The sequence below is a fragment of the Gemmatimonadaceae bacterium genome, assembly GCA_035606695.1.
Lineage (GTDB): Bacteria > Gemmatimonadota > Gemmatimonadetes > Gemmatimonadales > Gemmatimonadaceae > JAQBQB01.
Window position 1 is genome coordinate 24,458 of record DATNEW010000039.1, and the last position, 24,829, is coordinate 49,286.

23 protein-coding genes and 1 other RNA gene are annotated in these 24,829 nt (G+C 64.2%); 9 read left to right on the top strand and 15 right to left on the bottom strand.

What is annotated here, in order from left to right:
- Positions 1-37: 37 nt before the first annotated feature.
- Positions 38-497: RNase P RNA component class A (rnpB, locus tag VN706_20815), an RNA gene on the bottom strand.
- 145 nt (positions 498-642) lie between these two features.
- Here rnpB and VN706_20820 point away from each other — a divergent pair.
- On the top strand, positions 643-1,548 hold the full coding sequence (locus tag VN706_20820) for a helix-turn-helix domain-containing protein (protein HXT18085.1): 906 nt from the start codon (positions 643-645) through the stop codon (positions 1,546-1,548).
- A 39-nt stretch (positions 1,549-1,587) separates the two neighbouring features.
- Positions 1,588-2,364: a hypothetical protein gene (locus VN706_20825; GenBank protein HXT18086.1), complete on the top strand. Its 777-nt coding sequence runs from the start codon at positions 1,588-1,590 to the stop codon at positions 2,362-2,364.
- Here VN706_20825 and pyrE read toward each other — a convergent pair.
- Positions 2,293-2,850 (bottom strand): orotate phosphoribosyltransferase, encoded by a 558-nt coding sequence (gene pyrE, locus VN706_20830; GenBank protein ID HXT18087.1) that lies wholly within the window; start codon positions 2,848-2,850, stop codon positions 2,293-2,295. The two genes, VN706_20825 and pyrE, sit on opposite strands and share 72 nt — an antisense overlap.
- A 70-nt stretch (positions 2,851-2,920) precedes the next feature.
- Between pyrE and VN706_20835 the strand changes: the two genes are divergently transcribed.
- A complete protein-coding gene (locus VN706_20835) occupies positions 2,921-3,931 on the top strand; it encodes a HAMP domain-containing sensor histidine kinase (protein HXT18088.1) in 1,011 nt (336 codons plus the stop codon).
- On the opposite strand, the gene VN706_20840 is transcribed toward VN706_20835, so the two are convergent.
- Positions 3,928-4,839 (bottom strand): serine/threonine-protein kinase, encoded by a 912-nt coding sequence (locus VN706_20840; protein HXT18089.1) that lies wholly within the window; start codon positions 4,837-4,839, stop codon positions 3,928-3,930. The genes VN706_20835 and VN706_20840 overlap by 4 nt on opposite strands.
- 233 nt (positions 4,840-5,072) lie before the next feature.
- Here VN706_20840 and VN706_20845 point away from each other — a divergent pair, with 233 nt between their 5' ends.
- The 4 genes from VN706_20845 (at position 5,073) to VN706_20860 (ending at position 9,389) form a co-directional block, all read left to right on the top strand.
- Complete coding sequence (locus VN706_20845) at positions 5,073-5,273, top strand: cold-shock protein (GenBank protein ID HXT18090.1); 201 nt, start codon at positions 5,073-5,075, stop codon at positions 5,271-5,273.
- A gap of 139 nt (positions 5,274-5,412) precedes the next feature.
- Complete coding sequence (gene polA / locus VN706_20850; protein ID HXT18091.1) at positions 5,413-8,388, top strand: DNA polymerase I; 2,976 nt, start codon at positions 5,413-5,415, stop codon at positions 8,386-8,388.
- Positions 8,389-8,674: 286 nt separating this feature from the next.
- Positions 8,675-9,064 carry a prepilin-type N-terminal cleavage/methylation domain-containing protein gene (locus VN706_20855; protein HXT18092.1) on the top strand — a complete coding sequence of 130 codons (390 nt, stop codon included), beginning with the start codon at positions 8,675-8,677 and terminating at the stop codon, positions 9,062-9,064.
- 25 nt (positions 9,065-9,089) lie between these two features.
- Positions 9,090-9,389, top strand: a complete 300-nt coding sequence (locus tag VN706_20860; protein HXT18093.1) for a hypothetical protein — start codon at positions 9,090-9,092, stop codon at positions 9,387-9,389.
- Between the two features lie 15 nt (positions 9,390-9,404).
- Here VN706_20860 and VN706_20865 read toward each other — a convergent pair whose 3' ends face one another.
- Positions 9,405-10,787, bottom strand: coding sequence for a lysophospholipid acyltransferase family protein (locus VN706_20865; protein HXT18094.1), 1,383 nt, complete (start codon positions 10,785-10,787; stop codon positions 9,405-9,407).
- 4 nt (positions 10,788-10,791) lie between these two features.
- Entirely contained in the window at positions 10,792-12,240 is a 1,449-nt protein-coding gene (locus VN706_20870) for an MFS transporter (GenBank protein HXT18095.1), read from the bottom strand.
- A 188-nt stretch (positions 12,241-12,428) separates the two neighbouring features.
- Here VN706_20870 and VN706_20875 point away from each other — a divergent pair, with 188 nt between their 5' ends.
- A complete protein-coding gene (locus tag VN706_20875; GenBank protein HXT18096.1) occupies positions 12,429-13,277 on the top strand; it encodes a hypothetical protein in 849 nt (282 codons plus the stop codon).
- An 11-nt stretch (positions 13,278-13,288) separates the two neighbouring features.
- On the opposite strand, the gene VN706_20880 is transcribed toward VN706_20875, so the two are convergent.
- The 10 genes from VN706_20880 to mnmG all read right to left on the bottom strand — a co-directional run bounded on the left by VN706_20880 (position 13,289) and on the right by mnmG (position 24,449).
- Positions 13,289-14,203, bottom strand: a complete 915-nt coding sequence (locus VN706_20880; GenBank protein ID HXT18097.1) for an ABC transporter permease — start codon at positions 14,201-14,203, stop codon at positions 13,289-13,291.
- On the bottom strand, positions 14,200-15,144 hold the full coding sequence (locus tag VN706_20885) for an ABC transporter permease (GenBank protein ID HXT18098.1): 945 nt from the start codon (positions 15,142-15,144) through the stop codon (positions 14,200-14,202). The genes VN706_20880 and VN706_20885 overlap by 4 nt, the downstream gene beginning before the upstream one ends.
- A 1-nt stretch (position 15,145) precedes the next feature.
- A complete protein-coding gene (locus tag VN706_20890; protein ID HXT18099.1) occupies positions 15,146-16,330 on the bottom strand; it encodes an MFS transporter in 1,185 nt (394 codons plus the stop codon).
- A gap of 44 nt (positions 16,331-16,374) precedes the next feature.
- Positions 16,375-17,844: an ABC transporter ATP-binding protein gene (locus VN706_20895; GenBank protein HXT18100.1), complete on the bottom strand. Its 1,470-nt coding sequence runs from the start codon at positions 17,842-17,844 to the stop codon at positions 16,375-16,377.
- On the bottom strand, positions 17,841-18,614 hold the full coding sequence (locus VN706_20900) for a Nif3-like dinuclear metal center hexameric protein (protein ID HXT18101.1): 774 nt from the start codon (positions 18,612-18,614) through the stop codon (positions 17,841-17,843). Before VN706_20900 ends, VN706_20895 begins: the two co-directional genes overlap by 4 nt.
- A 3-nt stretch (positions 18,615-18,617) precedes the next feature.
- A complete protein-coding gene (locus VN706_20905) occupies positions 18,618-19,637 on the bottom strand; it encodes a BMP family protein (GenBank protein HXT18102.1) in 1,020 nt (339 codons plus the stop codon).
- A 119-nt stretch (positions 19,638-19,756) separates the two neighbouring features.
- Positions 19,757-20,701, bottom strand: a complete 945-nt coding sequence (locus tag VN706_20910; protein ID HXT18103.1) for a ParB/RepB/Spo0J family partition protein — start codon at positions 20,699-20,701, stop codon at positions 19,757-19,759.
- Positions 20,698-21,510 (bottom strand): AAA family ATPase, encoded by an 813-nt coding sequence (locus VN706_20915; protein ID HXT18104.1) that lies wholly within the window; start codon positions 21,508-21,510, stop codon positions 20,698-20,700. The genes VN706_20910 and VN706_20915 overlap by 4 nt, the downstream gene beginning before the upstream one ends.
- A 188-nt stretch (positions 21,511-21,698) precedes the next feature.
- Positions 21,699-22,421 (bottom strand): SIMPL domain-containing protein, encoded by a 723-nt coding sequence (locus tag VN706_20920; protein ID HXT18105.1) that lies wholly within the window; start codon positions 22,419-22,421, stop codon positions 21,699-21,701.
- 87 nt (positions 22,422-22,508) lie between these two features.
- Positions 22,509-24,449, bottom strand: a complete 1,941-nt coding sequence (mnmG, locus tag VN706_20925; GenBank protein HXT18106.1) for a tRNA uridine-5-carboxymethylaminomethyl(34) synthesis enzyme MnmG — start codon at positions 24,447-24,449, stop codon at positions 22,509-22,511.
- A 51-nt stretch (positions 24,450-24,500) separates the two neighbouring features.
- Here mnmG and VN706_20930 point away from each other — a divergent pair, with 51 nt between their 5' ends.
- On the top strand, positions 24,501-24,791 hold the full coding sequence (locus tag VN706_20930) for a hypothetical protein (protein ID HXT18107.1): 291 nt from the start codon (positions 24,501-24,503) through the stop codon (positions 24,789-24,791).
- Positions 24,792-24,829 lie beyond the last annotated feature (38 nt).

Sequence of the window (24,829 nt, forward strand, 5' to 3'; positions counted from 1 at the left end):
CGTGCAAAGAGACGGCGCGCCCCCGAGAGAGCGCGCCGTCGATCGCGAACCTGTAAGCCGGGTTCTGTGCGGCGAATGTGCGTTACGCTGATCGTTCCTCGCTCCGGCGCGTTGCACCATCGCTCGGAATTCCGCATACCACCTTCCGCCCGGTAGTCATTCCTCTCGGAGCGCGGTCGCCCGCGCCCTCTAGCAGCCTACCCGGAGTGTCTTGGTCGAGGTGGGCACCTCTCACTCCCTATTTGGCCTTGCTCCCGCTGGGGTTTACCCTGCCGCGTCTGTTACCAGCCGCGCGGTGAGCTCTTACCTCACCTTTTCACCCTTGCCGTCACCGAAGCGTACCAGTGAGTAGGCGGTGTCTTTTCTGTGGCACTGTCCGTCGCCGCTCGGCCGAAACCGCTCGACGCCCAGGCGTTACCTGGCAGCGCGCCCAATGGAGCCCGGACTTTCCTCGATCAGCGTTCAAGAACGCTAATCGCGACTACCCGGTAGGCGATCTCAGCGAAATATAATCGTTCCGCCGCATCCGGCATCGCATTGCTTCGACGCATGACGAACGCATGACGCCGCGTCGCTACTCTCGCCACAGTCGCGACCGCCGCAGGTCCCACCTTGTCGTCTCCATGCTGACCGAGGCTCGTCATGCACACCACCCACCCACACTCGCCGGCGACGCACTGTGCCGTCTCCGTCGCCACCATGCTCACACCTGCCGAGCGCATTCGCGTCGACGCCGCAGGGGAAGGATCGTATCGCACCCTGCACCGCGACACCGTCGCCGAGCTCGTGCAGGATCTCAAGAGCAATCGCGCGAACGCGGTCGTGGTCTCCGTCACGCGATGCGACCAACAGTCGCGAGCGGCCGTCGCCGCGCTGGTGCGTGAGTTTCCGCGCATTCCGACGGTCGCGCTCCTCACCCAGCTCGATCGCGGGACGCCGCATGCCATGCTGTCGCTCGGCACGACGGGTGTTCGCCAAATCGTGGACGTGCGCGAGGCCGAAGGGTGGCGCGAGCTTCGTGGCTATCTGCTCGGCAGTCGCAGCGACGACATTCAGCGCGAGGCGATCGGCCAGCTCGCGATCGATCTCAACAACGTGCCGTCCGACTGCTGGCAGTTTTTCGAAGCGCTGTTCATGCTGCCGGCGCGCGTTACGACGGTGCGCATGCTGGCGCGGCGCCTCGACGTCCTGCCCAGTACCCTCATGAGCCGGTTCTTCCGAGCGAAGCTGCCGCCGCCGAAACGCTATCTCGCAACGTCGCGACTGGTTCGCGCGGCCCGCTTGTTCGAGAACCCGGGCTTTTCCATCGCGAACGTGTCGAACCATCTCGACTATTCATCGCCACAAAGCTTTGGCCGTCATGTGCGCACGTTGATGCAGCTGACCGCGGTGCAGTTTCGCGCACGCTATGACGGCGAGTCGATGCTGCGAGAGTTCCGCGAGGTTCTCGTCGTTCCGTACATCGACAAGCTGCGACAGCTGCATCCGCTTGCACCGACCTGGGGTGCGTGGCCCACACGCCTCGATTCGCATCGAGTCGACTGCTGAAGAAACGTTTGGCAGAGTTGGTGCATTTACGCGGTAGACATGACGGACAACGATGCACGGTTCGAACGGGCGGTGGTGCTGGCGGCGCTGTGGGCGGCGACTCGTGGATCGCAGAACGAACGCGTTCGGTTGTCGGTGTTGGCTGCAGCCGCCGGCTCACGACAGGCCGAGGCCGAAGGGTCCCTGGCCGCGCTGCTGCAGGAATACGATGCGATCGAAGGGATAGTGCTCGAGAAATTGGCAGACACCGCGGAGAGTATCGCGAGCACGACGATCCGCTCGGCCGTGTCTGATGCACGGCTCATTCACGACTGTTGCGCTCGCATGCGTGCGGCGGCGACGGCGGGTTTCGCGCACGCCGCCGCGAGTGCCGCGCGCAAGCGGGCTCGCGCCGCGCGTCACGACATTGTGAACAACATCGGTACCGTGCGAAACGCGATTCTCTTGATGGACGATGAGCCCGATGATGCCGCGCGCGAACATTTCCGCGCGATCGCGAAGCGCAACTCCGTCGCGTCGGAGCAGCTCGTGCGCACGCATCTCTCGGACGAGTCGGCCTGCAACGGCGCGCGAGCGGCGTCGCCAGGCGATGCTGAATTCCTCATTGCATCGGAATTGACGACGTGCGCCGACCGCGGCATAGGCGCCGATGCGGCGGATGCGCTGCGTGAGTTGGCCGCGCTGACCGGCGTCGCGCTTCAACGCGACGAGGCCAGCGGTCAGTTTACGATCGCGGGCGCGGGGTCACGCCGGGATCAACGGCACGATGTCGGACGCGCGCGCCAGGGCGATGACGCCGACACCCTCAGCCTCTAGCGCCTCGCGACCACCTTCTTCGCGATCGACCAAGGCTAGTACGCCGATGACCTTGCCGCCCGCGGCACGGACCGCGTCGATGGCCTTCTTTGCGGATCCGCCGGTGGTGATTGTGTCCTCGACGACGACAACGCGGTCGCCTTCGCGGAATGGCCCTTCGATCAGCCTTCCGGTGCCGTGTGTCTTCGGTTCTTTCCGCACCGAAAAAGCGCGCAGCGGCGCGGAGCTCGACGCGCTGGCGTAGCTCACCGCGCACGCGATCGGGTCTGCCCCCATCGTGAGGCCGCCGATCGAATCGGCGCGCCACCCGGCATCATGCAGCGCGGTAAATCCGAGCGGCCCGATCAACGCGAGGCCGTCGGGGCTCATGGTGGTGATTCGCGCGTCGATGTATAGCGAGGACTGTCGTCCGGATGCTAACGTGAACGTCCCGCGTATGGCGGAGCGTGTGGCGAGGAGTTGAGCGAGTTCGTCTCTTCGTGACATGGCGAATGCGTGCGATGGCGATGAAGTCGTCGCGAGGAAATAACTGCCAACAGCCCCGGCACGAAAGGCGATGCGCGAATTCCCGCCACAATTGATCGTCAGCAACGGCGTGTCGCCGGCGGTGCTCGGCGTCGTGTTGCTCGTCGTCGCGGGGTTCGTGGGTTTCTTGCTCGCGCGCGAGCGCCGGCGTCGCCTGCGCGCTTCCGAACGTTCGGCCGAGCTCGAGCGCTTGTACCACGAAGTGGCGCGGGCCAATACCGCGAAGAGCGAGTTCCTCGCGAATATCTCGCACGAGCTTCGCACACCGCTCAACGCCATCGTCGGCTTCGTCGAATTGCTGAAGGACGGTGTTTACGGCGAGCTCTCACCGCGACAAGTGCCGCCGGTCGATCGCATCGCCGCGTCGGCGACGCATTTGCGACATCTCGTCGATCAAGTCCTCGACATCGCCAAGATCGCCGCCGGCCGCCTGGAAGTGCATTCGGAGACGCTCGTGCTGCGGCCGTTCGTGCTCAACGTCGCGAGCGAGCTCGAATCGCTCGTCAACGAGCGCGGGCTGAGTTTTTCGATCGCGGTCGGCGCCTCGTTACCGCGTATCCGCACCGATCCAACGCATCTGCGGCAGATTCTCGTGAACCTGATCGGCAATGCCGTGAAGTACACACCGTCGGGTGGCGTGGCGGTTCGCGCGCGTCTCGTCGGTGCTACGGTGGCGAGGTCGTCACATCGGCCGACGCCCGACGATCCCGTGCTTGCGCGCCAATCTCCCGACATGCGACAAGTGTGGATCGCGCTGCAGGTCGTCGACACAGGCGTCGGCATCGCACCGGCGGATCAGGTGCGTATCTTCGACGAATTCGAGCAGGTCAATGCGGGCCCGCGCAGCGAATCCATGCAGCGCGGTACCGGGCTCGGGCTCTCCATCTCGCGGCGGCTCGCCCAGCTCCTCGGCGGCGATATCGGCGTGGACAGCCAGCTTGGAAAAGGATCGACGTTCACGCTGTGGCTGCCGGTGCACCCGACGGACCTGGAACCTTCGGGCACGGATGCGGCCGCGCCGGCGGCCGTCAACGACGCCTAGTCTTTCTTCTTGAACATCGACGCGAGCTTCGAGACGAAACCCGTTTGCTCCTTCGCGGCCGGGGCGGACGCCGATTCACAAAACTCTGATGCGAATGCGATCACGTCGGCATAGCGCTTGGATGGTTCCTTGCTCAAGCCGCGCATCACGACCCCCTCGACCGCCGCGGGAAAACGCAGACCGGGTTTCGCGACGTTGAGCGCGATCGGCGGCTGCGACAAGAGTTGCGAGAACATTTCGCGCGGGGTCTTGGCTGGGAAGGGAAGACATCCCGTGAGCAGGAAGTACGCGATCGTCGCCAGGCTGTACTGATCGGCGAGCGGCCCGACCAATTCACCCGACAGCGCCTCGGGCGCCACGTACATCAACGTGCCGACGAAGAAGCCGGCGCGCGTCAGCCGTTGCTCGGGTGCGATGTCCGTATCCGTCGCGATGCCGAAGTCCAGCAGCTTCACGAGACGTGTCGCCGGATCGTACATGACGTTGTCCGGCTTGAGATCGCGGTGGACGATACCAACCGCATGCGCGGCATGCACCGCGTCGGCGATCTGCTTGACGATGGCACACACTTCGTCGATCGGCAGCGGCCCTTGCCGCTTCGCATACTTCTCGAGGATCTCGCCCGTCGCCCATTCGATCGCCAGGAAGTGCATTCCCGGTCCGGCTTCGCCGATCTCGATTGTCTGCACGACGTTCGGGTGCTGCACGCGTTCGCCGTAGCGCGCTTCGCGAAGAAAACGCGCGACGGCCGTGCGATCCTGACGCAGTTTCTCGCGCAACACTTTCACGGCAACCGTCCCGTGTTCCGCATGTTGCGCGCGAAACACGGCGGAGGTTCCGCCTTCTCCCACTTCACTCTGCAGCGAATATCCGGCGATCGTCTGTCCGACGAGATTTTCCCGAGGCACGCGGCGAACCTAACCCGAAGGGCCGGGGGCGGGAAGAGGCACGGTCCCGCGCGACGCATCGGTGCGGTGCACCATGAGCACTTCTCATCGATTACCGCGCACGGCGCATGCGCTCCCGAGCTTCGGTTTTCTTGACAAATTGACAAACTGTTCCTATATAGGGCCCCGCAAGTCGGGTCGGCTTGCCCAGCACCGCAGTGCAGGATCGATTCACCCCGTAGGAGGCAGCTCGAATGGCCAGAGGGAAGGTGAAGTGGTTCAATGATGCCAAGGGGTACGGCTTCATTGAGCAAGACAGCGGTGAGGACGTGTTCGTTCACTTCTCCGCGATCAGTATGGAAGGCTTCAAGACGCTCGCCGAAGGTCAGGAAGTCGAATTCGAAATCCGTACTGGCGAGAAGGGGCTTCACGCCGCGAACGTGACCCGGGTCTAACCGCCCGCCTCCACGCACGAGTCCCCCTGCATCCGCCCGCCCGCAATGGCGGGCGGTGCTGTTTTAGCGATGGACGTTGGACGGTGAGCGATGGCGCGAGCAGTTGAATGCGACTCGACATTGCCTGACCTTACTAACAATGACCACGCCCATCGCCCAACGCCCATCGCCCAGCGCGATCGAGCCGCCTCCACCCCCAAGACTGTTCCTCGTGGACGGTTACGCGCTGATCTATCGCGCGTTCTTCGCCCTCATCTCGCGCCCCCTGACAACCAGCCGCGGCGAAAACACCTCCGCGGCATGGGGCATCGTCAATTTTCTGCAACGATTGTTGCAGACCCATAAACCTGACTACCTGGGCTGGGTACACGATTCCGGCCTGTCGTTCCGCCACGAGCGGTATCCTGCATACAAAGCCACCCGCGAGAAGCTCACCGAAGAGCTGCAGTCCGACTTCGATCGCGGCATGGAACGCATCTGCGACATCCTCGATGCGTACCATATTCCAATTCTGGCATTAAAGGGCTATGAAGCCGACGACGTCATCGGCACCCTCGCGCGTCAGGGCGTCGAAGCGGGCATGAACGTCGTCGTCGTCTCCGGCGATAAGGATTTTCAGCAACTCGTGCGGCCGGGCCTCTGGCTCCTCAATCCGGGCCGAGGCGGACCGGCGAGCGTCGAGGAACAATGGGTCGGCGTCGAGAACGGCAGCGAACGCCTCGGCGTTCCACCCGCGCTCGTCACGGATTACCTCGCGCTGCTCGGCGACGCCTCGGACAACGTTCCCGGCGTGAAGGGCATCGGCGAAAAGACGGCGCAGGAGCTCGTCAACTCCTTCGGCAGCGTCGAGAACATTCTCGCGCACGCGTCGGAGATCACGAAGAAGCGTCCGCGCGAAGCGCTGCTCGAGCAGGGTGACATGGCGCTGCTCTCGAAGGAGCTCGTCACCATTCGCCAGGACCTGGCCGTCGATCTCGACCTCGATTCCATGCGCCTGTCGCCGCCCGACCTCGCGCGCCTCCGCGCGATGTACGTCGAGCTCGAGTTTCACACCCTCGCCAAGAACATCGCGGCGGTCGAAGCCGCGGCGCCGGTGGCTACCGACGATGCGTCGTCCGCGCCGCCCGAGCCGGCGATCAAGACGAACTATGTCACGGTGGACACCGTCGCCGCGCTCGAGAAAGCCGTCGCGCGCGCGCGGCGGGCGCCGTACATCGCGGTCGATACAGAAACTGTAATCGATCCAACCGCCCCGCAGGACGTCGACCCGCTGCGAAGCTCACTTGTTGGCGTCACGATCGCTGTGGCGCCAGGCGAAGCCTACTACTTCCCGCTCGCGCATCGGCACCGCGCCGACACGCAGGTCGGTCTCGACCTGGGCGACGAACCGCCGTCCTCCGACGATGCACCGCCCAAGAAGAAGGCGCGCGCGAAGAAGGCAAGCGAGCCGGCCAGCGTTGCCGCACGCTTCTTCGCGGCGGGTACGGAACAACGCGTCAAGAATCTTCCGCCGATCGACAGCGCCGAAACCGTACCGCTCAAGGCATTGCTCGAGGACCCGGCCGTGAAGAAAACCGCGCAGAACGCGAAGTACGACATCCTCGCGCTGCGCGGCGCCGGCGTCACTGTGCGCGGACTCGATTTCGACACGATGATCGCCAGCTACGTGCTCGATCCCGGCCGGCGCACGCACGGCCTCGATCTGCTTGCCCTCGAGTTCCTCAACCACAAGATGACGAGCTTCGAGGAACTGTGCGGCAAGGGCAAAGAGCTGATTCCCTTCGATCAGGTGCCGATCGAGTGCGCGCGCGATTACTCATGCGAAGACGCCGACATGACGTGGCGGCTCCGCGAGATGTTCGAGCCGCAGCTCGAAGCCCTGCAGCTCGCGCGGCTCTTTCACGACGTCGAAATGCCGCTCGTCGAAGTGCTCGCCGAAATGGAATGGCAGGGCATCACGATCGACGTGCCGTGGTTCGCCACGCTCAAGGAACGCTTCGAGCGCGAACGTAAACGCGTCGAGCAGGAGATCTACGTGTCAGCCGGCGAGGAGTTCAACATCAACTCCAACCCGAAGCTCCGCGAGATCTTGTTCGAGAAGCTGCAGTTGCCGGTGCTCAAGCGCACGCCGACCGGCCCCTCGACCGACGCGAGCGTGTTGCAACAACTCGCCGACGAGGGACACCAGCTTCCCGTGTTACTCATGGAATACCGCGAGCTGTCCAAGCTCGAGAGCACGTACATCGACGCCCTCCCGACGTACGTGCATCCCCGCACCGGCCGCGTGCACACGTCGTTCAGCCAGACGACGGCGGCGACCGGCCGTCTATCGTCCAACGAACCGAATCTTCAGAACATTCCAATTCGCCGAGAGCTCGGGCGCGACGTGCGCCGCGGCTTCGTGCCGCGCAAAGGCTGGACGCTGCTCGCGGCCGACTACTCGCAGATCGAGCTGCGACTGCTCGCGCATCTGTCGAGCGACCCCGCGTTCGTTCAGGCCTTCCAGTCAGGCGGCGACATTCATCGCCAGACGGCCTCGGTGATCTTCGGCGTGCCGGTCGAAGACGTCACCAAGGACATGCGCGCGCGGGCGAAGACGATCAACTTCGCGACGATTTACGGACAGGGGGCGCACGCACTCTCGCGCCAGCTCAAGATCGCGCACGCCGAAGCGAAGCAGTTCATCGAGTTGTATTTTCAGCGCTTCAGCCGCGTACGCGAGTATCTCGACTCGATGGTCGAGTTCGCCCGCGAGCACGGCTACGTGCAAACGATCTTCAACCGCCGCCGGTACATCCCTGAGTTGCGCGAACGCAACTTTAACATCCGCGCGTTCGGCGAGCGCGTTGCCTCGAACGCGCCCATTCAGGGCTCCGCGGCCGATCTGATCAAGATTGCGATGATTCGGATTCATAACGCGCTCATCTCGCGCGGACTGAGCACGAAGATGCTGCTGCAAGTCCACGACGAGCTCGTGTTCGAGGTACCGGGGCCCGAGCTCGACGAGATTAAACAACTGGTGAAGACCGAAATGGAACATGCGGCGCAGCTCTCGGTCCCCCTTGTGGTCGACATGGGCCAGGGCAACGATTGGCTGGCTACGAAGATGGATTGACCGCGAAACCGGACGTGACCAGGGTCACGCTCGGTCAGTTCGTCGGAGTCGCAGCTTGCGAGACTCGCCGCAATTCGTCGCTCTACGACGCTGGAAATTTGTGATAATTGGTGTACATATACATCGATAAGTCATTGTAAATCTTCGTGTTCGGCGTTTCAGGCAAACCCGGCACCGCCCTTGCTTTTTCTCGGCGGTCGGCGACGCAGCCGGGCAAGCACTTTGACCGATGTCGACTGGCCCCTCGTCGTTTCAGCACGACCGACCCCCCACCCGGTTGATTGCGATGGCGCGTACAAGACTCCGCCAAGGATTCACGCTGATCGAACTGTTGATCGTCGTCGTGATCATCGGCATCCTCGCCGCAATGGCGATCCCGAAATATCAGAGCACCAAGGGCAAGGCATATTTCGCCGGCATGCGCAGCGATCTGCACAACCTGACGACCGCGCAGGAGTCGTACTTCTACGATGCCTCGAAGTATTCGACCGATCTCGACTCACTGCACTTCACGCCGTCAAAGGGCGACGTTGTGACCGTGACCGAAGCCACCAAGACTGGGTGGTCGGCGACATCGTCCAATCCCGACTCCTATCCGCACTTCTGCGCCATGTTTCTCGGCGACGCCTCGGCCGTCGCACCCGCCACCGCCGCGGGGGTCGTCGCCTGCCAGTAAGCGGCGCTCTCGCAGACGCGCTCACGTGAGTCCGTCGCGAGAAGTGCCGCTCTTTCGTGAATTCGCCAAACGCCGCGACGGAATGATCTACGCCATGGACGGCGGCCTCTGGTTGCACCGCCACGTGTGGAAGGGTCGACGAATGGCGCACCTCGTTTCGACCGACAAGCCCAAATTGCTGGCGTACGGCGCCGCCGCTGGATTACCTGCCGAGCGGCTGCAATTCAAACCGCTGAAGGATCCGCGCACCGGTGTGCGCCGTGACGCATGGCATTGGGATCTCGGCGGACCGGTGCTGCCGCCACCGTCCGATTCCATCTACTGAGCGCGGGATTCGAAACTACACTGCCGTCAGCGTCGCACTCGAACGTAATTCGCGATCGATTTCGACCACCTCGTTGCGTAGGAACGCCAATTCATCCAGCAATTGCTGACGCAGCTGGGGATCGCGACGGAACAGCAAGAACGCGCGCGCGCGACACACCGCGCGTCGAAGGCGATCGCCGAAATAGAGACTTGTTTCCGCGGCGATTGGAAGACCGATGAGATACACGCCGCCGGCGATTCCTCCCCACAGCGCGGCAACGACCAGCGTCTGTACGAGATACGCGAGTAGCACGAACGCGGTCCCGCTCACGAGCGTGCGCATGGCGGGATCCGCGGCACTGTCGACGTTGCGCAGAGCAACTGCGCGCGCGGCGCGAAATGGAATCCAATGGTTCAGGCGTCCCCACAGCGCGACCGGTCCGGCGGTGAGCAATAGCAAACCTTCGCGCCCCACGAACCGCGCGCCAGACCGCGCAGTGAGCGAAATGCGCGCATCCTCGAGCAGCACGCCATGGTTCGTCGCGGTGCGCTCCGTTGCTTCCAATCTCAGAACGACGTCGTCGATGCGAGTGCGCAGCGCAGCGTCGGAGCGCGCGAGTGACGTCGACAACGCATCGATGCGGCGTGCGATTGCAATCTCGGCGCCGAGGGCGCGATCGACGACGCCGATTTCCGGGACTGGCTCGAATAGCGCGGCGATAACACGCGCGAGACGAATCGCACGCGCGGCGTCGTCTGGGGTCGCATAGTTCGAGGTCACCGCGCGGAGTCGTGCATCGATCTCGTGCGTGAGCGCCTCCGCCGCGGGCGCATTCTGCGGTGCTCGCCATTCATCCATGAAAATCGGTTCGCCCACTTGCACGAGCGCGCGCGAACGCGGCGCATCCTTGCGCTCGAAGGTCAACCCGATCGGAACGACGGCGGGGCCGGGTACGTCACCCGCGTCGCGCGCGTGCAGCGCCATGCGGGCCGCACCAGTCTTGAGCGGCGCGAGCGATGGTTCGTCGTGCGTCTTCCCCTCCGGGAAAATCAGAACGCAGCCGCCATCCCGCAGCGCGTCGTGCACGGCACGAAACGTCCCGAGGTTGCGCGCCGGATCCAGGCGTTGAGGCGCACCGCTCGCCGATTCGTCGCTCGCCCGGCGCAGAGGCACGACTCCCAACCATCGCAACGCGCGATCGGCGATCGGATTCGCGAAGAGCGTGGACTTCGCGGTGATCAGGACGCGCCGCGGGACGACCCATCCCACGAGCAGCGCATCGACCAGCGCGTTCGGATGATTGACGACGAGCAGCAGCGCGCGATCGCGAGGGATGCGTTCGAGGCCGTCGACCTGGATGTCGCGGTAGAACCATCGCAGCGCCATGCCGGCGATCGCGCGAATGAGCGCGTACATCGTTTCACGCCGCGGCGCGCATCGCTCGCGCCGAACGATCCGGCACGCCGCGCAGAATGAGCGCCGCGATCACGAACATCAACGCCACGGTCATCACCGCCGCACGATATGCGATCGCGGTTCCCATCCTCGACTCGAGACCGTCCACAGTGAGTCCCCAGATGAGCGGGCCCGCAATCGCCGCGGCTCGCGACGACAGAAGCATGAGGCTGAAGTAGCGCCCCGCCTCGACGTCGGGGACGAGCCCGAGCAACACCGGTCGCTCCGCTGTCGGCACCCCTCCAAAATTCAGTCCAATCGCCAGACCAACGAGCCAGAACGCTTGCTTGCCCGGCACCGCGATCATGAGCGCCAGCAGCGCGATCCACAGCAGCAACGTCGTCATGAGGCTGCGCTTCGCGCCAAACCGATCCACGAGGTGACCGTAGATGTAACTGCCGAAGATCGACGGAATCGTGAGCACAAGAAACAGCGTGACCTCGGACCCCTTCTCGAATCCGACGGCCTTGACTGCGTAGAGCGTCATGAATCCCACGATCGTTCCGATCGCATCCTGATACACGAACGACGCGATGATGAACCGCAGCGTACCGGGATGTTGTCGCGCGTCGCGAATGGTGTGGAACACTTCGCGAACCGCACGCCGCCAATCGACGGGCGTGCCCTTCGGCGCCGGGTTGTGGTCGCGGCAGAAAATGAATAGCGGCAATGAGAAGATCAGAAACAACACGCCCGTCGGCAAAAACGCGGAGACACGTCCGCCGTGCGAGGTGAACGGCATGACTGAATGGAGCGCAGCGAGCGTTCCGCTGCTCAACTTGCCCAACCCTGGCAGCTCACCGTTGAAGAACGGCTTGACGAGCATGACACCAACGATCGAGCCCACGTAGCCAATCGCGGTGCCGACCCCCGAGAGACGTCCTTGCTCCTCGGGCGGCGCGAGCTCTGGAAGCATTGCGTTGTAGAACGGCTGCGCTGCCTGATAGGCGAAGTTCGCGAGCACGAACGCGGCGAGCACCCAGAACAGCGGCGCCCCTGACGCATGCCAGCCCGCTGGAACGGGCGCCTGAACGTCGACGGCTTCGCCGCGCAGCGGCAGCATGGTCTGGCCGAATATCCCCATGAGGGCACAGCCGAGACAAGACAGCAGGGTGAAGCCCACGACCCATGGCTTACGACGGCGTCGAACGTCCGACAGCGCGCCGAGAAACGGAATCGCGACGACGACCAACAAGGACGCAACCGCTCCCGCCGCGGCGTCGAGCGTGTTGGATACTCCCAAGTCGTCGACCAGCCACACCGTGAAATACAACGTGGCGATGTTCATTGAGAAAATGGTATTGGAGAAATCATATAACGCCCAGCTCGAGCGCTCGAGCGTTGGCGCACGCTCGACGGCGCGGATCTCGCCGTCAGCCAATACCAGGGGAATCGCGTGTTGTGGATGTGCCATGAAGCGAGCTCCGGAGGTGCGTGTCACGAGCGTCTGCGCAACATCCTACCCGAATCGTTGTCGAACGGGGATACGTCGCCTTACGTAGTTGGCGGCCCGTAGCCGTTGACGCGTGGGCCTGGCCGTCCAAATTACGACAGATGAACGCCTTCCGCCGCGCCGCTTGGGGCTTTGCCTTGGGTCTCTGCATGACCGCATGCGAACGGGCCAAGGCGCCGCCGCCGATCGATTCGGCGAGCGTAAAGCCGGCGGCCGCCGTGGACTCGTCTGCCGCCACCGCCGCGCGTGGTTGGAATCCTGACGTCGGGCCGGTCATTCTCGTTGCCGCGGGCTCGCCCATTCAGGCATACGTCCTTCTTCCGGGCGACTCGGCCAGCCGCGCGACCTTGTCCGGCCTTCCCAGCCCCGCCTCCGCCACGCTCCTCGGACGAACGGGGACCGTGCAAACGGGCGAGGTACCATCGATCGCGGACTCCGGTTCGTGCGTGACCGCAACCATCGGCGGAGCGCCGCCGCCGCGCGCCTGGAACGTCGGTTTCATCGGTGGTGTCGTTGCACCGCTCGCGGTCGACTCCACCGAGTCGTTCACTTCCGCTGACTCTATCTCCGCCGTCACGTGGCTGAATCGATTGGCCTCGGCGCTCCCCAACGACTCCGCGGGCCGCTTTGCCGGATTGCCGTTCGTCGTCAGCGGCATGTGGCGATTCAACCTGCCCGACGGCGCTCAGGTTCTGGCGGCGAATCTGACGCGACAGATCAACCAGGAAGCGACGCCGCTTCAGGAGCACACGTTCCTGATCGCCGAACGTCGAGCGAGCGACACGACGTTCGCGACGGCCTACTCAGACCGATCGTACGGCGACGAAGAGACGATCGAGAACCATGATCTCCTCGCCGCGATGCTGCTCGGCGGAGCTCGTCAACCGGCCATCGTCGTCGCGCGCGACTTCGGCGATGCGACGTCGTTCGGCATCATCGAGCGGGCGACGCCAGGACATTGGCGGATCGGTTGGTTCAGCCCCAAGCGGCACTGCTGAGGTAATCGCAATCAGTTGACCTCGTCCTCGCGCGCCAACTCGGCCGGCGCACGCACACGCCCGGCCATGCCGGCCAGCGCGGCGAGCGTGAGGACATAGGGAATCGAAAGAAAGAGCTGATACGGCAGCGCGAGCCCGAGCGACTGCAGCAGAAACTGTAGCGCGCTCGCCGCGCCGAAGAGCAGCGAAGCGAGGCCGACACCGACCGGATGCCAGCGTGCCAGCACCACGATCGCGATCGCGATGAAGCCGCGGCCGGCCGACATGTTTTCAGCGAACGTGCCCGTTTGCGCCAGTACGAGAGTCGCGCCGGCGACGCCGCCCATCACGCCACCGAATAACACGGCAGCGAAGCGCGCGCGATCGACCCGCAGCCCCGCCGCCGCGGCAGCCTGTCGAGACTCACCGATCGCCCGCAGGCCCAAACCGGCGTGGGTGCGGTACATCCAGAACCACAGCAGCGGAATGGCAGCGTACGCCACGTATGTGACGATTGGCTGATTAAAAAATCCTATCCCGAGAACTGGAATCGACGCGAAGCCGGGCACTCGGATCGGCCCGGTGGTCGGCAGCGAGAGCGCCGCCCCCGCCGCGCCGTAGAGCGACCGGTAGAGCGCGCCCGTTCCGCCGACGGCGAGCAGCGTGATTGCCGTGCCGGTGATGATCTGATCCGTGCGCAGAAACACCACGAACCAGCCGAAGATCGCCGCGATGAACACGCCGCTCAGTATCGCGACGATGTACCCGCCCGCGGCTCCAAAATGCGTCGCTCCGACGAGCGCACCGAATGCACCGCCGAGGATGATTCCCTCGAGGCTGATGTTGATGATGCCCACGCGTTCCACCACGACCTCGCCGAGTGCGGCGAGCGCCAAGGGCGTCGCGGTGCGCACGGTAGCCTCGACGAATGCGCTCGCGACGCTCATGCCGGCGACGCCACGATGCGCGCGCGCCGAATGCGCTCGAACGCGAGCACCGCGAGAATGATCGCGGCTTCGACGACCGAGACCACGACCGAGGGGACACCCGCGTCGCGCTGCATCGCCGACGCCCCCGCCTCCAGCGCGCCGAACAGAATGCCCGTCGCGATAACTCCGAGCGCGTTCAACCGCGCGAGCAGAGCGACGGCGATCGCGGTAAAACCATACCCTGGCGAGAGATTCTCGTACAACGCGTAGGTCACGCCGGCTACCTCCACAGCGCCGGCGAGGCCGGCAAGCGCGCCGCTTGCCACGAATGCACGCACCGTCACCCGGTCGACGTCGATCATTCCGGCCGAGCGTGCGGCAAATGGATTTGCGCCCGCGGCTCGGAGTCGGAATCCGGCAGCCGTGTAGCGCATGATCCACCACGTCACGACACACGCAACCACCGCTATCGCGAATCCGAGGTGCAGCCGGCTCGCGTCCGAAATTCGCGGTAGCTGCGCCGCGTTCGTGATGGTCGACGTTTGCGGATATACGTGCGTCGGCTCTTGCAGCGGCCCGCGAACGAGATAGGACACGAAGTACTCCGCCACGAAATTCAACATCAGCGTGCTGATGACCTCGAGCACGCGAAAGCGCTGCTTCAAGAGCGCGGCGATGCCCGCCCAAACGGCGCCGGCGATCGCGCCGGACGTAAGCACGGCGGGAATCATCACCACGGCCGGCAGCCCGGGCACGAGCAGCGCGAACGCGGCAGCGGCGGCGGCGCCCATCAGGAGTTGGCCCTCAGCGCCGATGTTGAACACGCCGGCGCGGAACGCGATAGCGACCGCAAGCCCGGTGAGGATGAGCGGAGTCGCTCGGACGAGCGTGCCGGAGCCAAACGCATACCACGAACCAAACGCGCCATTGAACAACGCGCGCAACGCGTCGCCGATCATGTCACACCGTCAGGAGATCGCGACGCCGCAAATTCAGCAAACGCTTCGTCATCGCGATGCCAAAGACCGGTCCAAACGCCAATACGGGAAACAGCCACTTCCAGCCGACGAGACTCACCACGGGATTCACCAGCAGAATCGACACCGACGTGAGCAAAAACCCGAGCGACGTCTGTATCGTCAGCGCCGTGCCGACGGCATGCGGCGGCACCGATTCCGTCACGAGCGCGCTGAATTGCGCTGAGTCGGCGATGACGAAGAATCCCCAGGTCCAGGCGAGAGGCCCGAGAATCCACAACGAGCGCGCGAAGACGAGCGGCATGAGCAACGCACAACTCCCGCTCACAATCAACGCGAGAATGACGAGCCGCTCGCGGCCCCAGCGATCTGCCGCGAGTCCACCCCATACGCACCCAATTCCACCGACGGCGATCGTTCCAAACGCCGATATCGAAGCGAGCGACGTTGTCGCGGGCCCTCGCGCCATTCCACCGGCGACCAGGCTTTCAGTGAGGAACAACGGAATCCAGGTCCAGAACGAATACAGCTCGAACATGTGCCCCAGATATCCCCCCGTCGCGAGCCGCCACTCTTTGCGGTCGAAAACGGTGCGAATCAATCCCCACGAAAACGGTCGCGGCGGAAACGGATATGGACCGTCGTGGTACGCCACCGCGATCAACACGGCCGCGATCAACGCACAGACCGAGGCGGTCAGAATCACGGCGTTGGGTGTTGCGTCCGGCAGCGCGTGAACCAGATACGGCGTCGCCTTTCCCACCGTCAGCGCGCCGACGACCGTGCCAATCGCGAATCCGCGCCGCGCGCGGAACCACGTCGCCGCCATCTTCATCGCCGGCGGGTACACACCCGCGAGCGAGAACCCCGTCGCGAATCGCAGCGCGAGCGCGATTCCGAACGAGTTCGTGAAAACGAGTGATGCATTGGCCGCCGAGCCGACGATCGCCGCGACGGCAAAATACCGACGCGCGGGAATCAGGTCGGCAAGGTTCAGCACCGCGGCGATCGCGGTGCCTACGACGAAGCCGAGCTGCACGACCGGCGTCAACCACACCGCTTGCTGGGCCGTGATCGAGAATCGAGGTGCGAGCTGCAACGCGACGGCGCTCGCCGCGAACCAGAGCGACATGCCCAGTAGTTCCGAGACCGCGAGCAGTCCAAGCATTCGCCAACGTCCTGGATCTACATCGGCCGTGGGGTTCGGAGTGCTCACGCCAGCCCCAGCATCGCGCGACCAACTGCGTCCCGTGTTCCCGACGTCGCGATCACCTTCCCCGAGTGAACCGCCACGACGCGCGTCGACAGCGACAGCACTTCGTCCAGATCGGTCGAATAGACGATCACGCCGCCGCCGCGTCGCGCGACACCGCGAAGCAAGTCATGTACAGATCGCGTCGCTCGAATGTCGAGGCCCCGCGTCGGGTTCTCGGCCACGAGTAACGACGGGTCGCCGTCAAGCTCGCGCGCGACCACCAGCTTTTGTTGATTGCCGCCCGAGAGCGCACCCGCTCGTCGATCGGGCGCGCCGCCGCGAACATCGAACGCCTCGATCAGCCGTGTGGCGCGCGCGCGCTCCGCACGCCACCGCATCACACCACGTCGAGGTCCCGCGTCGCGCAACGCGACATTCTCCGTCGCGTCGAACTCGAGCACGAGTGCGTCGCGATGGCGATCCTCCGGCACGAAGCCGATGACCGGTGGCAATTCGGCCGTACCACGTGTGATCTCAACGCGGCCGGCAAGGGCACGCAACAACTCGTGTTGGCCCGCGCCTTCCACCGCGGCCACGCCAACGATTTCGCCGCCATGCACGTCCAGAGAAACATCGTACAACTTCGTCGCGCCACGAGAATCATCGACTCGTACGCCGCGCAAACTCGCAATGATGTTGCCGCGAGTCCGCTCGCCGGGACCGACCGATTCACCGGCGATTTCCCCACCCAACATCGCTCTAGCGAGTTCGTGCTCCGTTGCGCCGCGCGCATCTCGTTGCAGTACTACACGCCCGTGTCGAAGGACCGTCACGTCGTGTGCGACCGCGAGGGCCTCGCGCAGTTTGTGCGTGATGATGACGACGGCGTTGCCCTCGTCCGCGAACCGGTGCAACCAGCGCAGCAGTTCCTCCGACTCGGCGGGTGCGAGCACCGCGGTCGGCTCGTCGAGAATGAGAATGCTCGCGTCGTGCGCCAGTGCTTTCACGATCTCTAAACGCTGTTGACCGCCAACCGACAATTCATCGGCGCGCGCCGACGGATCCAGCGGCAGCCCGGCGCGCATCGAGATGTCGGAGACACGCTCGCGTGCGCGCGCGGCATCGTAACGCCCCGTGCGTCCGAGCGCGACGTTCTCGGCGACACTCATCGCCGGCACGTTTGTGAAATGCTGATGCACCATTCCGATGCCCGACGCGATCGCATCCGCGGTCGACGTGATCACCCGCGAACGCTCGCCGGCCCGCACCACGCCGCTGTCGGACCGCAACAGGCCGAATGCCACACGCATCAGCGTCGTCTTGCCGGCCCCATTCTCGCCGAGAAGGGCGTGTACGGTGCCACGACGCAGATCGAGCGACACGTCGTCGAGCGCAACCGTCGAGCGAAAGCGCTTCGTGATGTGCTCCAGCGACAGCACCGTGTTGCCTCGCGCGCGCGCGTCGGCCGCGATCGCCGCGCCGGTCACAGGCCGGTCGGCGCGTCGACGAAGGTCGACGTCACGCCGAATCGTTCGGCGAGGAGGTCGCCCAACGCACGAACGCCGAGCGTTTCAGTGGCATAGTGACCGGCATACATCACGACGATGCCGAGCTCCCGCGCCTCGACGCCGGTATGATGCGGCCCCTCACCAACGATCAACGTGTCGATGCCGCGCTCCGCAGCTTCGGCGAGTGAAGCGGAGTCGGCGCCGGCCCCAGTGCAAACGGCCCATCGCCGTGTAAGGCGGTTCGCATCGAACGCCGTGGTTACCAGCGATCCCCCAAACTCGCGCGACAATTCGCTTGCTCGCTCCGCGAGCGTGCGCGTCGGCAGATCACAGTCTCCACTCAGTCCAACGTCGATCGTCTTGTAGCGCGCGAAACCGGCGCTCGGTGAAAGTCCGAGCCGCTTTGCCAGCAGCGCGTTGTTGCCAAGTGTGGGGTGCACGTCTAGCGGAAGGTGCGACGAGTATACGGCGACGTCGTGCCCCATCAGTCGCGCCAACCGGTGGTATCGATGCCCCGTGATTGGCTGCGCGCCGTTCCAGAACATTCCGTGATGCACGATCAGCAATCGCGCATCAGCGGCGATCGCGCCTTCGATCGAGGCCGTCGAAAAATCGACCGCCGTTGCAACTCGCGCGATGTCGCCGGTGTTCGCGAGTTGCACGCCGTTCACCGCGCCCCCGTAGTCAGGAACGTTCGCGACGTCGAGTGTCGCGTCGAGGAATCCGGCGAGCGTCTCGAGAGACGGCATTCGTCAGGATTTTGTCGCGCGTGCGCTGTCCGTCGCGGGAACGGTGAAGCGTCCCGCGACCATCTCGTTCTGCAGCGAGTCGAGCTTCGTTCGCATCGCGGCCGGCACAACCGACTCGAGGGCGGGATTGCGCACGAGCATCACCACACGCGTTCCGGTTCCCAGCTCGACGATGCCCGGCTTGAACGTTCCGTCCTTCACCTCTTTCGCGACGATGTAGAACGCCAGTGGGAGATCGATGACGACGCTCGCCAGCGTGACGTCGGGCGCAACGGTGTTCTGATTGGAGTTCGAGCCGATGACATACGCGTTCTTGTGTTCGCGCGCGGCTTGAAAAACTCCGAGGCCCGCGGCGTCGGCATTTTGAAAGATGACGTCGACGCCGTGCGCGAGTTGTGCGAGTGCCTGCTCCTTTCCTGCGCTGACGTCATCCCAATTGCCGATGTACGACACGATGACGTTGATCTTCGGATTGACGGCGCGCGCGCCCTCGGTGTACGCCCGAAAGCTCTCGGCGACCGGTGGAATCTCTTGCCCGGCGATCGCGCCGATCTTTCCAGTTTTTGAAACAGAGGCCGCGAGCATGCCGGCGAAGTACGACGGCGCGGCGAATCCGAACGAGATGCCCGCGAGATTCGGCCCGGTGGTCGCGCCCGACGTCGTCAGATACATCGTATGCGGGAATTGAGGGGCGACGCGCTTCGCCGCATCCTGGAATTCCGAACCGTGCCCGATGACGAGCGTGTAGCCCTCCGCGCCGTACTGGCGAAAATTCTCTTCGAATTCCGCCGGTGTCTTCGTCTGGATGTGGCTGATCTGGGCGCCGAGGCTGTCGCGGATCCGAAGGAGGCCCTGGTAGGCGCCGCCGTTCCAGGATTGGTCGGAGATCGGCCCCGGCGTCAGAAGGGCGACTTTGAAGGCGGATGGTTTCGCGGAGTCGGTGGCTGACTTCCCGGTCGAGCACGCGGCGAGCGTGGAGGCGAGCAGGGCGAACGTTGTGGTGCGAAGCCGTCGGCGGTGCATGGGCGTGATGGTCAGATCCGTGAAGTCGGTCAGTGGCAGTGGTTGGATGACATTGCTTCCCGTCGCTGTCGTCCTGGTAAATGGTGGGTCAAAGAACGTTATGGTGTCGTTATTCTGGCTTAGAAATCCGCCCTGCGTTCGCGAAGGATGAGTTCGAGAACACGCTCGAGGTCATCGCCGGAATAGAACGCGACCTCGATCTTCCCTCTGCTTTCACTGCTGAGCTGGATCCGAACATCCGTCTGAAGATACTTCCGCAAATCATCTTCGAGACGCCGAACCGCAGGGTCCGCCGCGCGGCTGGGCTCTACACGCCTGGGCCCGCCAAGCGCTGGCGAGCTCTTCGTCGCGTCGGCAGCTGTGCTCTGACGCGTGACGCTCACTTCGCGAACCAGCTGCTCGAGCTCGCGCACGCTCATACCGCGCTCAACAGCGGTTTTGGCGAGCTCCTCCGCTGACCGACCGGCCGCAAGCGCGAGAAGCGCCTTGGCGTGCCCGGCTGACAACGTCCCGGTCTCGACCATACGCTGCACCGTCGCAGGAAGCGACAGCACGCGCAGCAGGTTCGTGACCGTCGTTCGATCCTTCGCGACGACGTCCGCCACCTGCTGCTGCGTCAGGCCGAACTCATCGATGAGACGCCTGTATCCGCGCGCTTCATCGATCGCGTTGAGGTTCGCTCGCTGCAGATTTTCGACGAGCGCGAGCACGAGCATTGTCTGATCGTCGAATTCGCGCACGATCGCGGAAATCTCAGTCCAGCCCAGATTCGTCGCGGCGCGGACCCGTCGCTCGCCGGCGATGAGCTCATAGGCGTCGCCGCGGCGGCGCACGCTGATCGGCTGCAACAGGCCGCTCGCTTTCAGCGACGCTTCCAGCTCACCGAGCTCGACGGGGTCGAACTCGCGGCGTGGCTGAAACGGGTTCGGACGAATCCGCGACAGCGGCACCCGCTGCATGTCGTTTGACGGCGCGGTTGTGATGGGCGCAATGGTTGGACTCGCCGCCCCCGGAATCAGCGCCTCCAGCCCCCTCCCCAACCGCCTCGGCTTCTCGGCACTCATTTGCGCCTCGCCATAAGTTCTTTGGCCACATTCATATACGCTTGCGCACCCACCGACGCCACGTCGTACAAAATGATGGGTTTCCCGAAACTCGGCGCCTCGGCTAAACGAACGTTTCTTGGAATGACCGTTTCGAAGACCTGATTGCCGAAGTACTCGCGCGCCTCGTCAGCGACTTGTCGGGATAGGTTCAGTCGAGCGTCGTACATGGTGAGAAGGACCCCGTCGATCGCGAGGCTCGGATTCACGCTATGCTGGATCAGGTGTACCGTGTTGAGCAGCTGTGAGAGTCCTTCGAGCGCGTAGTACTCGCATTGAAGCGGGATCAACAGTGCGTCGGCTGCGGCCAGCATGTTGAGCGTGATCAAGCCCAGCGAAGGCGGACAGTCGATCAACACCCAGTCGTAGCTGTCTCGAACGCCGTCCACGGCATTCCGCATCAGTCGTTCGCGATCTTGGCGCTCTACGAGTTCGACTTCCGCTCCGGCGAGGTCTGGCGTCGTGGGAATTACGTCCAGGTGCTTGAACTGGACACTGTGAATGGTTGCGTCGGCCGCGGAACGACCGCCGATGAGGACATCGTAGACCGTGGCGTTGAGTTGGTCTTTTGAGACGCCGATGCCGCTCGTCGCATTCCCTTGCGGATCGCCGTCGATCAGGAGCGTGCGTTGCTCTGCAGCCGCGAGACTCGAGGCGAGATTGACTGCGGTCGTCGTCTTGCCGACACCGCCCTTTTGATTCGCGATCGCGATTACGCGGGCCACGGCAGAAGCGCTGGGGAATGGCGAGTTAGGACTGGAGGCGGCCAATCTACCCCGCCTGGTTCTACGAGACAACGCTTCGTGGCATTGGCGAACGACTGTGCCACGTGGCACGTCGTGGGATCTTCTCCGCTCAAGGTGCCACGTGGAACCTCGCCCAAACTTCACTCACTGACCCCCCGACACGCTCGGCGCGCAGCGAAGTATCGACGAACTATCGACGAACTCTCGGCGAACTATCTCGGAATGAACGACCAGCGCGCGGTCACGCTCGCGGACACGCTCTGCTCCCCCGGCTCCACAGGCGTCGGAGACGCAGCCTTGGCCATCATCGGTGCTGACACCTGCATGACCGGGCGAATGGAGGCATTTGCGGTCGAGATCTCAATCAGCGATCCCAAAGACCCTCCAGCAGCCCTCGCGAGCGCCTCTGCGTCACTCCGCGCATTGGTGACAGCTTCCGCGAGTGCAGCGCGACGAACGGAATCTGCCTTCGAGGATGTGAACTCGAGGCTCGAAATCTCATTCGCGCCCTTCGCGAGCGCCGCGTCGATGGCGCGGCCGACATCGTCAATCCGCCGCAATTGCGCTCGCACGGTGTTGTTCACCACGTATCCCGTGACGCGCGGTGATCCGCCGTTCGGATTGTACTGCATTTCGGGCGACACACTGTAGTTGATCGTCGAAAGCTGGTCGCTCCCAAGCCCGAGAGTGCGCAGCGTGTCCAGAATGGCCTTCTGGCGGCGAGCATTGTCAGCCCCGGCCGCCGCCGCGGTCGCAGCGCGGCTCTGAACGCCCAGATAGATCGTCGCGCGGTCCGGAACAACATGAGCTTCCCCGGTCCCGGTGGTGATGATCTGCGAAACGTTTGGCGGTGCGGCGGTCGTCGCGACCTGCGACCGCGCCGGCGCGGAAGCAAACAGCACGACCGCGATCGAAACAAACAATGATTTGTGCATAGGACGTGGGTTGGGTTGAGGAGTTCTACCCCACACACGCCGCAAACGCCGTGCTTAGCATTAGTAGCAATACGCTACTATATAAGTCTACGCATTCGCGCCCTGACGCCGGCGCTTCTCTATCTCCAACACCAGATTCTGCAAGTCCGTCGGACTCACACCCGGAATGCGCGCCGCCTGCGCCAGCGTCGACGGACGAATCGCCGACAACTTCTGCCGCGACTCGAATGACAACGACGGCATTTCCGCGTACGGCGTGTCCGTGTCCAGCGCGAACTGGCCCATGCGTCGCAACTTCGCGGCTTGGTCGCGCTCGCGCGCGAAATAGCCCGCATACTTCAACTCCAACTCCGCCGTGACCACGGCAGTCACGTCGAGGTCGCCGCCGACGTCGACCGCAGCGAACAAGTCGCCGAGGGCGATACTCTGTCGCTTGGCGACGTCCGCGATCTTTACAGAATGCTCAAGTGGCGCACTGTTCACTCGCTCGAGCACATGCGACGCTTGCGCCGGCGAAATGCTCGTCGACACGGCGAGATGAATGGCCGCATCCTCATCAGCGAATCGACGCGCGATGATTGCATGCTCGGCGTCATCGTACAAATTCATCTCGAGACCGATCGGCGCGAGACGTCGCAGCGAATTGTCCTGCCGCACCGTCAGCCGAAACTCCGAGCGCGAGGTAAACAATCGATACGGCTCATCGACGCCGCGTGTCACGAGGTCGTCGATCAATACACCGATGTACGATGTCTCACGGCCAAGCACGACGCCGGGCTTGTCCTGGGTGTGTCGCGCCGCATTGAGGCCCGCGATGACGCCCTGGCCGGCGGCCTCTTCGTAGCCGGTCGTTCCATTGATCTGCCCCGCGAAAAACAATCCGCCGAGTGCCTTCACCTGCAGCGTTGCGTCGAGCTGCGTCGGCGGATAATAGTCGTACTCGATCGCGTATCCCGCGCGCGTCATGCGCACGTGCTCGAGGCCGGGCACCGAGTGGAGAATCTCCATCTGCACCGGCGCGGGCAACGACGTCGACAATCCGTTGACATACAGCTCCGTCGTATCGTGCCCCTCCGGCTCCAGAAAGAGCTGATGCCGCTCGGCGCCCGGAAACTTTACGATCTTGTCTTCGACGGACGGACAGTATCGCGGACCGCGCGACGCGATCGCGCCGCCGTACATCGCCGAACGCGCGATGTTTTCCTGAATGATTTGCTTGCCCGGCTCGCCGAGGAACGTGATCCAGCACGGCAACTGATCCGGATGACGCGTTGCCGAGCCTTGGCGTCGCGGCGACGCCCAGAAATGGGACCACGAATAATCGAAGGCCTCGATTTCGCTGTCCTGCCGCTCGAGCCGCGCGAAATCAACCGTGCGTCCGTCGATGCGCGGCGGCGTTCCCGTCTTGAATCGCTCGACGACGAGCCCAATACGCTCGAGTTGATCGGCGAGATGCGTCGCCGACGATTCTCCCGCGCGGCCGCCCGCGATCTTCGTCTCGGTGCCGATGTGAATGCGGCCGCGCAAAAACGTGCCCGTCGTGATCACGACGGCGCGCGCGCCGAAGCGACGACCCTCGAGCGTCTCCACGCCGAGCACGATTTGCGACGGCTCGTCGATGATGAGTCTCGCGACCGTGCCCTGCACCGTCTCGAGACTGGCGTGCGCCTCGAGCAAGCCGCGCACGGCGCGCCGATAAAGCCCGCGATCGCATTGCGCGCGCGGCGCCCATACCGCCGGCCCCTTGCTGCGGTTCAGCATTCGGAACTGCAGCGACGCCAGATCCGTCGCGCGCGCCATGATGCCGCCGAGTGCATCGACTTCTCGAACGACGGTGCTCTTCGCGACGCCGCCGATCGCGGGATTGCACGACATCTGGCCGATCGTCTCGAGTGCGCTGGTCACGATCGCGACGCGGGCGCCGCAGCGTGCGGCCGCGACAGCAGCCTCCGTTCCGGCGTGTCCCGCGCCGACGACGATCACGTCGAGGACGGCTTCGAAATCTGATGCGGCGGCTCGCGCGGTCATGGCGGAAAGCTAGGGTATATTCCACGCCCAACCAACGAACCGGGGCGATTCGTGGCTCTCTCCATAGCGGGCGGTGCGCCGACGCTCTTCATTCGGCGCGCGGCGTATGAGAAGAGTGGGCTCACCAGAGCAGGATTGGACGAACGGCTTGGGCTGACACCGGACGAATTTCGCGTCGAGGGCGATCTCGTGGCGATCGGTCCCATTTACGGCAGCGACGGCGACTCGCTAGGCGAGCTGATCACTGAGCTCGAAGGGCTGGGCCTCGCCTATTTCGATGACTTCTTCGAGCTGACCGGCAACTGGCCCGATTGGATCAAGCTGCTCGCCGCGGCGTCCTGAGGAACTTCGCGCAACATGCCGTGCCACCCGCATTCGAA

Excerpts from the sequence above, each read along its gene's own strand:
- VN706_20820 (HXT18085.1), top strand. The coding sequence starts at position 643 with ATGCACACCACCCACCCACACTCGCCGGCGACGCACTGTGCCGTCTCC.
- VN706_20920 (HXT18105.1), bottom strand. The coding sequence starts at position 22,421 with ATGCACAAATCATTGTTTGTTTCGATCGCGGTCGTGCTGTTTGCTTCC.
- VN706_20845 (HXT18090.1), top strand. The coding sequence starts at position 5,073 with ATGGCCAGAGGGAAGGTGAAGTGGTTCAATGATGCCAAGGGGTACGGC.
- VN706_20865 (HXT18094.1), bottom strand. The coding sequence starts at position 10,787 with ATGTACGCGCTCATTCGCGCGATCGCCGGCATGGCGCTGCGATGGTTC.
- VN706_20890 (HXT18099.1), bottom strand. The coding sequence starts at position 16,330 with ATGCTTGGACTGCTCGCGGTCTCGGAACTACTGGGCATGTCGCTCTGG.
- VN706_20875 (HXT18096.1), top strand. The coding sequence starts at position 12,429 with ATGACCGCATGCGAACGGGCCAAGGCGCCGCCGCCGATCGATTCGGCG.
- VN706_20905 (HXT18102.1), bottom strand. The coding sequence starts at position 19,637 with ATGCACCGCCGACGGCTTCGCACCACAACGTTCGCCCTGCTCGCCTCC.
- VN706_20825 (HXT18086.1), top strand. The coding sequence starts at position 1,588 with ATGACGGACAACGATGCACGGTTCGAACGGGCGGTGGTGCTGGCGGCG.
- VN706_20910 (HXT18103.1), bottom strand. The coding sequence starts at position 20,701 with ATGAGTGCCGAGAAGCCGAGGCGGTTGGGGAGGGGGCTGGAGGCGCTG.
- VN706_20885 (HXT18098.1), bottom strand. The coding sequence starts at position 15,144 with ATGATCGGCGACGCGTTGCGCGCGTTGTTCAATGGCGCGTTTGGTTCG.
- VN706_20900 (HXT18101.1), bottom strand. The coding sequence starts at position 18,614 with ATGCCGTCTCTCGAGACGCTCGCCGGATTCCTCGACGCGACACTCGAC.
- VN706_20880 (HXT18097.1), bottom strand. The coding sequence starts at position 14,203 with ATGAGCGTCGCGAGCGCATTCGTCGAGGCTACCGTGCGCACCGCGACG.
- polA (HXT18091.1), top strand. The coding sequence starts at position 5,413 with ATGACCACGCCCATCGCCCAACGCCCATCGCCCAGCGCGATCGAGCCG.
- VN706_20870 (HXT18095.1), bottom strand. The coding sequence starts at position 12,240 with ATGGCACATCCACAACACGCGATTCCCCTGGTATTGGCTGACGGCGAG.
- mnmG (HXT18106.1), bottom strand. The coding sequence starts at position 24,449 with ATGACCGCGCGAGCCGCCGCATCAGATTTCGAAGCCGTCCTCGACGTG.
- VN706_20855 (HXT18092.1), top strand. The coding sequence starts at position 8,675 with ATGGCGCGTACAAGACTCCGCCAAGGATTCACGCTGATCGAACTGTTG.
- pyrE (HXT18087.1), bottom strand. The coding sequence starts at position 2,850 with ATGTCACGAAGAGACGAACTCGCTCAACTCCTCGCCACACGCTCCGCC.
- VN706_20835 (HXT18088.1), top strand. The coding sequence starts at position 2,921 with ATGCGCGAATTCCCGCCACAATTGATCGTCAGCAACGGCGTGTCGCCG.